The 12836-nt window shown below is 74.8% G+C and carries 10 protein-coding genes; 3 read left to right on the top strand and 7 right to left on the bottom strand.

Annotated elements, in window-relative coordinates:
• The first annotated feature begins 42 nt into the window (after positions 1–42).
• Entirely contained in the window at positions 43–1719 is a 1677-nt protein-coding gene (locus KPL57_RS18015; protein ID WP_226350710.1) for an IS1634 family transposase, read from the top strand.
• Positions 1720–1874: 155 nt separating this feature from the next.
• On the opposite strand, the gene KPL57_RS18010 is transcribed toward KPL57_RS18015, so the two are convergent.
• A complete protein-coding gene (locus KPL57_RS18010) occupies positions 1875–2690 on the bottom strand; it encodes an SDR family NAD(P)-dependent oxidoreductase (RefSeq protein ID WP_020623668.1) in 816 nt (271 codons plus the stop codon).
• A 141-nt stretch (positions 2691–2831) separates the two neighbouring features.
• Positions 2832–3662 (bottom strand): transposase family protein, encoded by an 831-nt coding sequence (locus tag KPL57_RS18005; RefSeq protein WP_374203696.1) that lies wholly within the window; start codon positions 3660–3662, stop codon positions 2832–2834.
• 176 nt (positions 3663–3838) lie between these two features.
• Here KPL57_RS18005 and KPL57_RS18000 point away from each other — a divergent pair, with 176 nt between their 5' ends.
• Positions 3839–4717: a cyclopropane-fatty-acyl-phospholipid synthase family protein gene (locus KPL57_RS18000; protein ID WP_226352484.1), complete on the top strand. Its 879-nt coding sequence runs from the start codon at positions 3839–3841 to the stop codon at positions 4715–4717.
• A 123-nt stretch (positions 4718–4840) separates the two neighbouring features.
• On the opposite strand, the gene KPL57_RS17995 is transcribed toward KPL57_RS18000, so the two are convergent.
• Genes KPL57_RS17995 through KPL57_RS17985 form a run of 3 tightly spaced genes read right to left on the bottom strand, consistent with a single transcriptional unit; the run spans position 4841 to position 7754 of the window.
• Positions 4841–5152: a ferredoxin gene (locus KPL57_RS17995; protein WP_308187816.1), complete on the bottom strand. Its 312-nt coding sequence runs from the start codon at positions 5150–5152 to the stop codon at positions 4841–4843.
• Positions 5149–6330, bottom strand: a complete 1182-nt coding sequence (locus tag KPL57_RS17990; RefSeq protein ID WP_226352483.1) for a cytochrome P450 — start codon at positions 6328–6330, stop codon at positions 5149–5151. The genes KPL57_RS17995 and KPL57_RS17990 overlap by 4 nt, the downstream gene beginning before the upstream one ends.
• 17 nt (positions 6331–6347) lie before the next feature.
• Complete coding sequence (locus KPL57_RS17985; protein WP_226352482.1) at positions 6348–7754, bottom strand: glycosyltransferase; 1407 nt, start codon at positions 7752–7754, stop codon at positions 6348–6350.
• A 98-nt stretch (positions 7755–7852) separates the two neighbouring features.
• Here KPL57_RS17985 and KPL57_RS69865 point away from each other — a divergent pair, with 98 nt between their 5' ends.
• Positions 7853–10480: a LuxR C-terminal-related transcriptional regulator gene (locus KPL57_RS69865; RefSeq protein ID WP_308252918.1), complete on the top strand. Its 2628-nt coding sequence runs from the start codon at positions 7853–7855 to the stop codon at positions 10478–10480.
• Positions 10481–10491: 11 nt separating this feature from the next.
• Here the strand turns inward: KPL57_RS69865 and KPL57_RS17970 are convergent, their stop codons facing one another.
• Together KPL57_RS17970 and KPL57_RS17965 are read right to left on the bottom strand one after the other, a co-directional pair.
• Positions 10492–11670, bottom strand: coding sequence for a 3-deoxy-7-phosphoheptulonate synthase (locus KPL57_RS17970; RefSeq protein WP_226352481.1), 1179 nt, complete (start codon positions 11668–11670; stop codon positions 10492–10494).
• Positions 11667–12728 (bottom strand): FkbO/Hyg5 family chorismatase, encoded by a 1062-nt coding sequence (locus tag KPL57_RS17965; protein ID WP_226352480.1) that lies wholly within the window; start codon positions 12726–12728, stop codon positions 11667–11669. The genes KPL57_RS17970 and KPL57_RS17965 overlap by 4 nt, the downstream gene beginning before the upstream one ends.
• Positions 12729–12836 lie beyond the last annotated feature (108 nt).

Raw genomic sequence — 12836 nt, 5'->3', positions numbered from 1 at the left:
GAGCGGTGTGAGGCACTAATTCGGTGCTCTACGCTCGGTCAGGTGGCGTGGGTGAGGCGGGTACGGACGGCCTCCGGGGCGACCGCGGTCCAGATCGCCGAGTCCGTGCAGGGCCATCGACGGATCGTGGCCCATGTCGGGTCAGCGCACACCGAGGCCGAGCTGGGCCTGCTGGTCGAGCAGGCCCGTGGGCTGATCGACGACGCTGCACAGCAGGCCCTGGATCTGGGCGTCGCGCCGTCACCCCGGCGGGCCGAGCTGATCGCGCCCACCGCGGCCGGCGGTGCCACGCAGGAGGGGCTGTTCGGCCAGATGCCGCGGCGCGCCCCGAGCACCACAACCCGGCGGGTGGGTGCGCCGCAGGTGATCACGACCGGGTCGCGGGTGCTGTTCGACATCCTCGCCGAGGTCTACGCGGGCCTCGGGTTCGCAGAGGTCGCTGATGACACGTTCCGCGACCTGGTGATCGCCCGGATCGTCGAGCCCACGTCCATCCTGGACACCGGTCGGGTGCTGGCCGGTCTGGGCGTCACCGCGGCGAGCGAAAAGACGATGCGCCGCACCCTGCTGCGCTGCACCGGGCGCAGCTACCGCGACGAGATCGCGAGGGCCTGCTTCACCCACGCCCGTGGCAGTGGGGATGTGTCGTTGTGTCTCTACGACGTCACCACCCTCTACTTCGAGGCGGAGAAGGAGGACGACCTGCGCAAGGTCGGGTTCTCCAAGGAACGCCGGGTCGACCCGCAGGTCGTCGTCGGGCTGCTGGTCGATCGCGCAGGGTTCCCCCTCGAGATCGGCTGTTTCGAGGGCAACAAGACCGAGACCGCGACGATCCTGCCGATCATCGAGGCCTTCCGGGCCCGACACCAGCTGCCGGTCGAGCCGGGCGGGATGGTCGTGGTCGCCGACGCAGGGATGCTCTCGGCCGCGAACCTGCGCGACCTCGACGAGGCCGGCCTGCGGTTCATCGTCGGCTCCCGACTCACCAAGGCCCCGGTTGACCTGGAGTCGCACTTCCACTGGCACGGCGACGCCTTCGTCGACGGGCAGATCATCGACACCCTCACACCACGCGACCGCCGCACCGGGCGCAGCGAGAACAGCCCGAAGGTCAAGGCCGAGCCCGTCTGGAACCCCAACCAGCATCCGGGATCCTGGCGGGCGGTCTGGGCCTACTCCACGAAGCGGGCCGTCCGGGACCGGCGCACGTTGACCCTGCAGGAGAACCGGGCCCGCGAGGTCATCGCCGGCGAGAAGCCCGCGCGCACACCGCGGTTCGTCAAGGTCACCAACGGCTCCCGCGCCCTGGACGAGGCCTCCTTGGCTCGGGCATACCGGTTGGTCGGGTTGAAGGGCTACGTGACCAACATCCCGGCCGGCGGCGCAGCGGCCGGGGAGATCATCGGCGACTACCACGACCTCTGGCACGTCGAGCAGTCCTTCCGGATGAGCAAAACCGACCTACGCGCCCGCCCGATGTTCCACCACCAACGCCAGTCCATCGAAGCGCACCTGACCATCGTGTTCACCGCCCTCGCAGTCGCCCGCGAGATCCAGAACCGCACCGGGCTCACCATCCGCAACGTCGTCCGCCAGCTCCGACCACTGCGCTCGGCCACCATCGCCATCAACGGCACCCAGCAGACCTTCCCGCCCGCCGTCCCCGCCGACAAACAGGCCCTCCTCGACGCGCTCCGTCAGCCCGCGGCGAAGCACTAAGACAAGTGACCGAAGTCAGGTCCGGAGGCCGAGGTGACCGCGGCACTGGACGCGGTCCGACGCCGCGACCGCTGACCTGCCCGGCGTCGCTCCTGCCAGGTGTCGTCCCCGACCGGTGCCGCCCGGCCCGTGGCGGCACCGGTCAGGGCCGCGGATCAGTCGGCCGAGGCGCCGCCGTCCACCGGCAGCACCGTGCCGGTGATCCAGCGCGCCTCCTCCGACAGCAGGAACACCGCGACCCTGGCCATGTCGTCGGGCAGGGCGAGGAACGGCAGCGGCGCGGTCTCGGCGACCTTCTGGCGGATCGCGTCGCTGGTCACCCACGGGGTGAGCATCTCGGTCATCGTCGCCCCGGGTGCCAGGCCGTTGACCCGGATGCCCCGGTCGGCATAGGTGATCGCGGCGGTGCGGGTCAGCCCGTCGAGCCCCGCCTTGGACGCGCCGTAGGCGGGCAGCTGCGGGGTGCCGACCAGGCCGGCGACCGAGGAGGTGTTGACGATGCTGCCGCCCTCGCCCGCCAGCATCGCGCGGATCTCGTGCTTCATCGCCAGGAACGTGCCGCGCAGGTTGACCGCCACGACCTGGTCGAACTCCTCGGTGGGGACCTCGTGCAGCGGGCCGGGGGTGTTGCCGACGCCCTGGACGTTGAACGCCGTGTCCAGGCCGCCGAGCCGCTCCACCGTGGCGTCCACGAGGGCCGCGACCGACTCCTCGTCCTGCACGTCGCAGGGCATCGGGAGCACCGGTCCGGCCGAGGCGGGTAGTCCGTCGCGGACCTCGGCGCAGACCTGTTCGAGCCGGTCGCGCCGGCGCGCCGCGGCCACCACGGACGCACCCTCACGGGCGAAGCGCCGCACGGCGGCGGCACCGATGCCGCTGGAGGCGCCGAGCACGATCGCGCGCCGCCCTCGCAGCCGGTCCGCCTCGAAGCCGACCGGATCGGGATGGATGTGGCCGATGGGGGAACGCATATTCCGATTCTGCGCCCCGACCCGCCGGGAAACCGTATCGAGGAGATTTTCCGGATAATTCCCTAGACGCCCCTCGAATAGTGTCACCCGATGGAATGACGTATCCGTGCGATGAGTGAGGTGTTCTCACTAGCTTGTTGATCATGTTGTTCGGTTGTGCTCGGTGTGGAGTAGGACCAGCGCTGCTGCGGTGATCGCGCCGATCCGTTGTGGGCAGAGGCTGAGGTGTCTCAACGCTCGGAAGGTGTTCTTGAGCAGGGCGTTTCCTCGTTCAGCGATCGCTCGGGTCGCGGAGTGCAGCACGTTGACCGTGCGCTGGTCCGGGCAGAGCCCGGCCCCGGATCGGGTCTTGATCGGGACGGTGAGTCGGTCGGACTCGCCTTCATAGCCCAGGTCAGCGAGCACGGCGTGGTCGTCATCGATGAACTCGGCGAGTCGGTCGAGGAGTCCGGGATGGGCACGAGCGCAGGTCAGGTCGTGTTCCCGACCTGGGCGGACCGGTGAGCTCCACAGTGGCCACCCGTCGGGGGCGGTGATGACCTGGATGTTCCCACCGTGACAGCGGTGTTTACCCGACCACCACAGGTCCACTCCTGGGGTGGGGCCGAGTGCTCTGCTGCGGGTCGTGGTGATCAGGGTGCCGTCCAGATGTACCCGGGAGTACCCGGCCGCGCGGGCGGCCAGCAGAGCGCCGTGCAGGCCGGGCGCGGCCGCGGTGAGGACGTCGATGCCCTCGTGCAGGTACCGGTAGGCGGTCGCGCGGCTGATCCCGCTGTCGCGAGCTAACCGGGTGACGCGGGTGGCGTCGAGGAACCAGCGCAGCACCATCACCGCCTGCGCGGACACCTCCAGCACTCGTCGTCCGCGACGGGTCCCGCGACGGGCCCGTTCACCAGCGAGAAGCCGGGCCAGGTAGTCCACGGTCGAGGCTGCGACGGGGAGCACACCGGTGTAGGTGACAGGATCAGACACGCAGGACCTCGGTACGGAAGTAGCGATCTTCGAACGGACCGATCTTCCCTACCGAGGCCCTGCACCCACCCCACAGGCCTGCCGCTACACCACATCCCTGACCAGCGACGACGGCCCTACTGAGAACACCTCAGTGTCACCGGTCGCCGGACCGCCCGGAGAGGACCTTTGCGACAATGACCGACACGGACACGGGAACCGGCCGACACGACGATTCCGCCGAGGCGGTCGGCCGCCTCTACGACGCGTTCGGCGAGCAGTGCGCCGAGCGCGGCACCGACGCCGACGACGACACCGACGCCGGCAACTTCGGCTTCGGCGACCAGCTCCACTTCGGGTACTGGGAGTCGCCGCAGGAGGAGCTCGGTCTCGCCGAGGCCTCGCTGCGGCTGACCGACATGGTGATCGAGCGGCTGGCGGTCGGGCCCGGCTCCCGGGTGCTCGACCTCGGCTGCGGGATCGGCGGCCCGGCCCTGCGGCTGCACGCACGGACCGGTGCCGCGGTCGAGGGCGTGACGCTGAGCCGGGACCAGGTGGACGAGGCCCGGCGTGCCGCGGAGATCGCCGGCGCCGACCACGCCGTGCGGTTCCGGGTGGCCGACGCGCGCCGGACCCCGTTCGAGGACGCGTCGTTCGACGCCGTCGTCGCGCTCGAGTCGATCATGCACGTACCGGACCGGTCCGAGGTGGTAGCGGAGGCCGCCCGGGTGCTGCGCCCGGGCGGGCGCCTGGTCCTCACCGACTTCTTCGAGCGGGGGCCGATCCTGCCGGAGCAGCGTCCGGCCCTGCGGATGCTGCTGGAGGGCTCGATGATGTCGCTGTCGCGGGCCGGGGACTACCCGGAGCTGCTGCGGGCCGCGGGGATGACCTTCGAGGAGATCCGCGACATCAGCCGGCACAGCACCCGGCGCACGTTCCTGGAGATGGCGCGGGTCCAGCAGCGGGCGGCCGCCGGGTCCGGGGGCGCGGCCGACTGGCCGGACCCGTGCGCGGAGATGGCCGCGGTCGACGGCTTCGGCTACCTGCTGCTGACCGCTCGCCGCGTGGACGCCTGACAGCGACGACCGACACCGACGTCCGACATACCCGGACCGGCGACAGGGGTGCCCCGCCCGCGTTCCGCGGAACGCGGGCGGGGCACCCCTGTCAGGTCCGTTCCGGCCGGCGGGCCGGCCCCCTCACGACGGTCCGGCGTCGGGGACCTGTCGGATCGCCCCGGACGGGCAGATGCGCGCCGCCAGACCGACCCGGTCGGCCCGGTCGGCGGGCGGGGTCTCGTCGAGGACCACCACGAAGCCGTCGTCGTCCTGGTCGAAGATCTCGGGCGCGGAGAGCACGCACTGGGCGGCCCCGATGCAGCGGTCGACGTCGACGACGATCCGGCCGGCGCCGCCCGCGGCGGTCGTGGCCCGCGTCCCGTCGGTGCGGTCCGTGTGGTCGGTGCGGTCGGTGCTGTCCGTGGGCGGGGCCTCTCCCCGTGGGCGGCTCACCAGCGCACCGGCAGGGCGTGCAGGCCGAACAGCACGCCGTCGTACTTGATCGGGAGGTCCTCGGCGGGCACCCCGAGCCGCAGGCCCGGGACCCGGTCGAACAGCGTCCGGTAGGCCAGCTCCATCTCGGTCCGGACCAGGTTCTGGCCCAGGCACTGGTGCACACCGAACCCGAACGCGACGTGCTGGCGGGACTCGCGCGACGGGGCGAAGCGTGCCGGGCACTCGCCGAAGACCTCGGGGTCGTGGTTCGCCGCGGCGATCAGCGGGACGATGCCCTCACCGGCCGCGATGGTCCGACCCCCGATCTCGACGTCGGACACCGCGACGCGCAGCGCGACGATGTCGGCGACCGAGTGCAGGCGCAGCAGCTCGTCGGGCAGACCGTCGGCGCCGATCCACTCGGGGTGCGCCAGCAACGTCACCGCACCCAGCGCGATGTTGTTCGCGGTGGTCTCGTGCCCGGCGATCAGCAACAGCATCGCCACCCCGGACAGCTCCTCGGGGGTGAAGTCCCCGGCGGTCACCAGCCGGCTCAGCACGTCCTCGCCGGGGCGCCGGGTCCGGATCGCGATCAGCCGGTTCAGGTAGCGGAGCAGCTGCTCGGTGGCGGTGTCGCGGTCGGCGTCGGCGGACCCGATCGTGACGAGGGTCCGGGTGCGCGACTCGAAGAAGTCCCGGTCGACCTCGGGCACCCCGAGCAGCGCCGAGATCACCAGGGAGGGGACCGGCAGGGCGAAGTCGGCGACGAGGTCGGCCTCGCCGTCGCGGGCCAGCAGGTCGTCGACGACGCGGTCGACCACCTGCTGGATCGCCGGGCGCATCTCGCGCACCCGGCGCACGCTGAACTCCGGGATCAGGGCGCGCCGGAACCGGTCGTGCTCGGGCGGGTCCAGCGACACGAACCAGCCGGGCACCTCGGTCGCCGAGGGCGCGCCGCCGTTGGCGTTCGGCCGGGGGAAGCCCTCCCGGTCGGGGTTCGAGCTGATCCGCCGGTCGGTGAGCACGGCGCGGACGTCGGCGTGCCGGGTCACCAGCCAGACCGGCGTCCCGTCCGGCAGCGCGGCGCGGACGGGTCCCTGCCCACGCAGCGCGTCGTACTCCGGGGGCGGGAAGGGTTTGCCCGGCCCGCGCATCAGGAACGGGACGAGCTCGGGATCGGTCTCGGTGGTCGACATGGTTCCTCCGGGGAGGGTCAGGGCTGGGGGACGGACGGGGCCGCTCGACCGGCGCCGAGGAGCCCGGTGACCAGGTCGGCGGCCCGCTCGCGTCCGCCCGCCGCCCGTTGCAGCGCGGCGAACCGCCGGGCGTTCTCGGCGAACGCGGGCTCCTCCAGCACCCGGGTCACCGCGTTCTGGAGGTCGTCGATGCCGAACCGGCGCGGTCGGCGCAGCGACAGCCCCACGCCCAGGTCCTCGGCCCGTACGGCCTGGTCGTGGCAGTCCACCCACAGTGGACGGACCACCATCGGCTTCCCGAACCAGAGGCTCTCGTGGTAGGCGTTCCCGCCGCCGTGCGAGAGGAAGGCCCGCACCGAGGGGTGCGCGAGCACGTCCAACTGGGACGGCACCCAGCTCACCACCCGCAGGGAGGCCGGCAGTGTGTCCGGGAGGAGGTGCTGCTGCTCGGCGGGGAGCTTCCACAGCACCTGGTGACGGCCCTCCAGCCGGCGGGCGAGCTCCACCATCGTGGCGACCTCGGGGCGGGTGAGCCGGGTGATGGTGCCGAAGCCCGCGTAGAGCACCGAGGTCTGTGCGTCCAGCCAGTCGGTCAGCTCACCGGGGGGCTCCTGCGGCAGCGGCGGGATCATCGCGCCGACGGTCCGGAACACCGCGGGCAGCTCGAACGGGTAGTCCAGCTCCGGGATCGAGTAGTTGAGGACCATCGCCGCGGACTCGGTCCGGGTGAACTGGCCCGCCGAGGCGGGGTCGACGCCGAGCTCGGCGGCGATCCGGGCGTCCTCGGCGTTGCGACGGCGCATGGCCGGGGACAGGAACAGCCCGAGCATCCGCCACCGGAACCAGCGGTTGGCCAGCCGGCCCAGCGGCCCCGCGTGCGCGGAGCGCCCCGAGTGCGGCACCGGGAAGTCCTTCGGCGTGTAGGACGGCCCGAACGGCACCAGCGAGGTCAGCAGGTTGCTGGGGACGAACGGGTTGCTCAGCACGAACGGGATGCCGCGGGTGATCGCGACCTGGACGCCGTACTGGCACATGCTCTCGACGACCATCAGCGACGGCCGCACCCGGTCCACCACCGCGAGCAGCCTGCGGTACTTCTCGGCCTGCGCTCCGGGCACGTAGGTCTTCCGGATGACCGCGGCGCGGGCCCGGAACCGGGACCGCCCGGTCACCCGCCGGTAGGTGCGGTCGTCCCAGGTCACCGACGACAGCTCGCCGACGACCTCCCCGAGGCCGCAGAACCGCACCGGGGCGCCACCGTCCGCGCCGGCCGCCTCGACGTCGTCGCGTCGGTGGTCGTCGGTGGCGAACCAGAGGTCGGCGACGTCGCGTCGGGACAGCTCCCCGGCGAGCACGAGCATCGGGTTGATCAGGCCGCTCTCCGGCAGCCCGACCATCAGCACCGCGGGGCGGGTCGCGTTCATGCCGTCCATGGCACCGGATCGGGAACCGGGATATTGCCAGTCTTCGACGACCTAGCCTCGGTGGTCGTGAGCACCGTCCTGCCCGGCCGCACCGCGCAGTGGCCGCCCTCGGCGAGCAGCTCGACCTGCTGCGCCGCGGGACCGGCGGGGTCGCGCTGCTCGACGGGCCACCCGGCTGCGGGCGTACCGCACTGCTCGACGCCGTCACCGCGCGGGCCGCGGCGACCGGGACGACGGTGCTGCGGGCCACGGCGTCCGCGGCCGAGCGGCCGGTGCCCTTCGGTGTCGCCGCCCAGCTGTGCGGCCGTCCGCTGCCCGACCCGGGCCCGGACCAGGCGGCCCGCGCGCTGCGGGTGGAGGAGCTCGGCGCGGCGCTGCCACCCGGGCCGGTGCTGGTGGCGGTCGACGACGCGGGCGAGACCGACGACGCCTCGCTGGGCCTGCTGTGCTGGATCGCGCGCCGGACCGGTCCGGGGCGACCGGTCCTGCTGCTGGTCGCCGCACCCGGTGCCGCGCTCGCCCACGACCTGCGGCGCTGCCCGGCGGCCCGGGAGCACGTCGTCGGCCCGCTGGACGCTGACGCGGTCGCCGAGGTCTGCCGGGCCCGGCCGGGGCCGGGGCCGGAGGCCGTGCTGGCGGCCACCGGCGGGCACCCGGGGCTGGTCGCGGCACTGCTCACCGACCACGCGGCCGGGCGGACGACGGTGCCGGGGCCGGCGCTGGTCCGGGCGGTCGAGGTGCTGCTCGCACGGCTGCCCGAGGGGGCGTCGCGGCTCGCGCTCGCCCTCGCGGTCACCGGGCGCCGGACCGCGGCGCCGCCGCCGGCGACCGGTGCGGTACCGGGCCCTGCCGAGCCGCGGCGGTCGGCCGCGACCTGTGCGCTCGCCGCCGCCGGGCTGCTGACCGGCGACGAGCTGCCCGGCGGGGTCCGCGACGCGGTCCTGGCCGGTGTGCCCCCCACGGAGCTGCGGGCCCTGCGGCTGCGGGCCGCCGAACGCCTGCACGACCGCGGCGCTCCGGTCGCCGACGTCGCCGAGCGGCTGGCCGAGGCCGGTGGGGCCCTGCCGTCGTGGGCGGTCGGGGTGCTGGTCCGCGCCGCGGACGAGGCGCTGTGCGACGGGCGCACCGCCACGGCCCGCACGCTGGCCCGGGCCGCGGTGACCGCGGCCGCCGGTGCCGGCCCCGCCGACGTCCTGGCCGCGGACACCTGCGCCACCCGCGCCGAGTGGCGGGCCGGACCGGGCCTCGCGGACCGGTTGCTGACCCGCCCGGCCGCGGCCGTGGCGCAGCTGCCCGATCCCGAGCTGGCGCCGCTGCTGCGTCGGTTGCTCTGGCACGGCCGCACGGACGAGGCCGGTGCGGTGGCGGCGCGGCTGCGGGCCGTCGGGGGCCCGGACACCGGCGCCGTCGAGGGCTGGCTGGTCCGCACCCATCCGGGATCGGCGGGCCCGGGCCCGGCTCCGCTGTCCGCGCGGCCCGGGCCGGTCCCGGGAGACCCGGCCGTCCCGGCCTGGACGGCCGTCGCCGACGCGCTGGCCGCGGTGTGCACCCGCGACCGGCGGGCCGAGGCCGCGGCGACCGCCGAGCAGGCGCTGGTCCGTGTCCGGCCCCGGGACCACGCGTGCTGGTGGCCGGAGGTGGCGTTCGAGCTGCTGCTCGTGCTGGTCTACGCGGGACGGCCTGCCGTCGCGTGCGAGCGGGCCGCGGCGATCGCGGCCGAGGAACCGCCGGGCCCCGGGCGGGCCCTGGTCCGCGCGGCGGGCGCGGAGGCCGCGCTGCGGCTGGGTCGGCTCGGGGCGGCGGGAGCGGCGGCGTCGGCGGCGCTGGAGATCGGACCGGGGGACTGGGGCGTGGCCTGCGGGGTGCCGCTGGCCACCGCGGTCGTCGCGGCCACCCGCGCAGGCCGGCTCGGCGACGCGGCCGCGCTGCTCGCCCGCCCGGTGCCTCCCGCGCTGTTCGGCACCCGCTACGGACTGCACTACCTGTTCGCCCGCGGGGAGTACCACCTGGCCGCGGCCCACGCGCACGCCGCGCTCGCGGACTTCCTGTCCTGCGGTGAGCTCGCGGTCGGCTGGGGCCTGGACCGGCCGGGTCTCGTGCCGTGGCGGGCCGGAGCGGCCGCCGCCCGGCTGGGTGGGACCACCCCGCGGGACGAGGGCCGCTCCGAGGCCCGGCGGCTGCTCCAGGAACAGCTCGCCGCGACCGGCGCGGGCCCGTCGGGGGAGCGCGGCACGGCGCTGCGGCTGCTCGCCGCCGCGGGTCGCAGCGCAGGCCGGGAGCAGGTGCTGGAGGAGGCGGTCGCCGTGCTGGAGGCGGCCGGGGACCGCTACGGGACCGCCCGGGCACTCGCCGACCTGGCCCGGGTGCACGCCGGAGCGCGCCGGCACCGACGCGCGCTGGCCACCGCCCGGCAGGCGCTGACCCTCGCCGTCGACTGCGGGGCCGACGCGCTGGCCACGACGCTGCGCGCCCACTGCACCGCGGATCCCGATCCGGAGCCGGGGCGGACGGCCGCGGTGCTGACCGCGGGCGAGCGTCGGGTGGCGGAGCTGGCAGCGGCGGGCCTGACGAACCGCGAGATCGCGCAGCGGCTGCACATCACCGCCAGCACCGCCGAGCAGCACCTGACCCGGGTGTTCCGCAAGCTCGGCGTGCGGGACCGCACCTCGCTGCCGGCGTCCCTCGGACCCGGAACGGCCGCGGAACCGGAAGCGGCGTCGGCGTAGACCGCCCGCGTTCAGCAGGCGGCGATCACCGCGCGCGCCTGGGCCGGGTTCAGCCGGGGATCGCACGGCGACTCGTAGCGGGCCGCCAGCGCACCGGGGCCGGGGACGTCGGCACCGACGCACTCGGTCACCGGGGTCGCGGCGGTCTCCAGGTGGAGCCCGCCGGCGTGCAGCCCCGCCGCGGCGAGGACCTCGCCGAACGCGCGCACCTCGGCGACGACGTCGGCCAGCATCCGGGTCTTCGTCCCGTCGGGCGTCCGCACGGTGTTGCCGTGCATCGGGTCGCACAGCCACACCACCGGGTGGCCGGCGTCGCGGACCGCGGCGACCAGCGGCGCGAGCAGCGTCCGGACCCGGTCCCGGCCCATCCGGGAGACGAGGGTCAGTCGGCCGGGGGAGCGGTCCGGGTCCAGGAGCGCGCACAGCCGCCGCAGCCGGTCCGGCGTCGCGGTGGGACCGACCTTGCAGGCGACCGGGTTGGCGACCCGGGCGAGCAGCGCGACGTGTGCCTGCCCGGGGTCGGCGGTGCGGTCGCCGATCCACGGCAGGTGGGTGGAGGTGAGGTGGTCGTCGCCGCTGACCGGGTCGTGGCGCACCTGGGGTCGCTCGTAGTCGAGCACCAGCGCCTCGTGGCTGGTGAAGGGCCCGGTCCCGGACCGCGACGGGTGCGCGCGGACCCCGGCCAGCACCGTGGCCGCCGCCCGGTGGGCACGCACCAGGCGGTCCGGGTCGGGCCTGCGGGCCCGCTCGTCCGGCTCGGGTGCGTTCACCAGGTCCCCGCGGTAGACCGGCAGGACACCGTCGTGCTCCTCCACCGGCGACGACCGCGGCTTGGCGTACTGGCCGGCCATCCGCCCGATCCGCAGCACCGGGTGCCCGGTGCGGTCGGAGAGCAGCGCGGCGAGCGCGTCGAGCTCGGCGAGCCGGCGGGCGGTGTGCCCGGCGCCGCACTCGTCGAGCCGCTCGGCGCAGTCGCCCGCCTGCAGCACCACCGCCCGCCCCTCGGCGACCTCGCCCAGCGCGCGCCGGGCCCGGGCGATCTCGTCCGGGCCGACCAGCGGCGGGGTCGAGGCGAGCCTGCGCACGGCGCGGCCGAGGCCCGGGTGGCCCGCCCAGTCGGGCTGCTGCGCGGCGGGTGGCCCGGCGGGGTCCGCCACGGCCGGCGCGGCCGGGATGGCGGACCGGGTCACGGCCGCGGTCCGGCGACGGTGCGGGCGATGCCCTCGATCTCGACCAGCAGGTCGGCCCGGCAGACGTCCACGACGAGGTAGCGCGCCTCGGCGTGCGGGGACAGGGTGGCCTCGACGATCGCGCGCACCGTCGGGACGTCGTCCGCGTGTCGCACGTACACCTTGACCAGGTCGAGGTCGTACAGGTCGGGGACGGCCCCGGCGGCCGGGCCGGAGGCGGCGAGCACACGAGCGATGTTCTCCAGGGCGAGCCCGGTCTGGCGCTCGACGTCGCCGTGGAACCGGGTGAGGTGCCCGGTGATGCTCGCGGTGCCCGACACGTACACCGGTCCGGGCCCGTCCAGCACCAGCCGGGTCGCGCGGGCGAACCTCGGCGCCTCCGGCCCGTACCGCTTCGGGTAGCGGTAGGCCGCGACCTGCTGCGGGTTCTCGGCCGGCGTGCCGTGCCCGTTGCGGCTGGCCAGCAGGTAGAACATGATCCCGTCGCCGCGGGCGCCGATGCCGGTCGCGGCCGGGACCTCGGTGTCGGCGAACCCGTTGCGGCGGAAGGCGTGCGCACGGCCGAGGCAGAAGTCGCGGTAGACCTCCAGGCCGTCGGCGTTGTCCTCGTTGATCCGGTTGACGAAGTTCCACATCCGGAAGCAGCGGGTGTGGCCCAGCTCGTGCATCAGGTCGATCGCGGTGGTGTACGCCGAGCGGGTCGCCTCCGCGTAGCTGTCGGCCTCGGCGATGTGCCCGGCACAGAGCAGGAACTCGTCGTCGCGCGACCACACGATCCCGTCGGTGCTGCCCGTCTCGACCGGGCCCTCGGTCGTCCACACCTCGGAGAACGCGGGCAGATCCGCGGTGCCGGTGCCCATCCCGAGCCCGAGCCGGGGATGCCCCCCGGTCAGCGACGCGCCGGTGGCGGTGTCGCCGTAGTCGATCCGGCCGAGCACGGGGCGGGTCGCGCAGTAGGCGTCGGCGTCGGCGATGTCGACGAACGCGGCGGCCGGGGCGCGGCCGGGGGCGGGGCGTCGGGGGAGATCGGTGCGGGGCTGGAACTGGATCTGCGTCACGTCGGCTTCCCGTTCGCGTCGGTGAATGGGTCGGACAGTGCGGCGGCGTCGCGGAGGAACGGCAGCGGAGCCTCGGCGGAATCGCCGTGGAATCGCCGTGGAATCACC

The sequence above is a fragment of the Pseudonocardia sp. ICBG601 genome (assembly GCF_020496245.1).
Note: the sequence above shows the minus strand (reverse complement) of the source record. Positions and strands in the feature narration are given on the sequence as shown.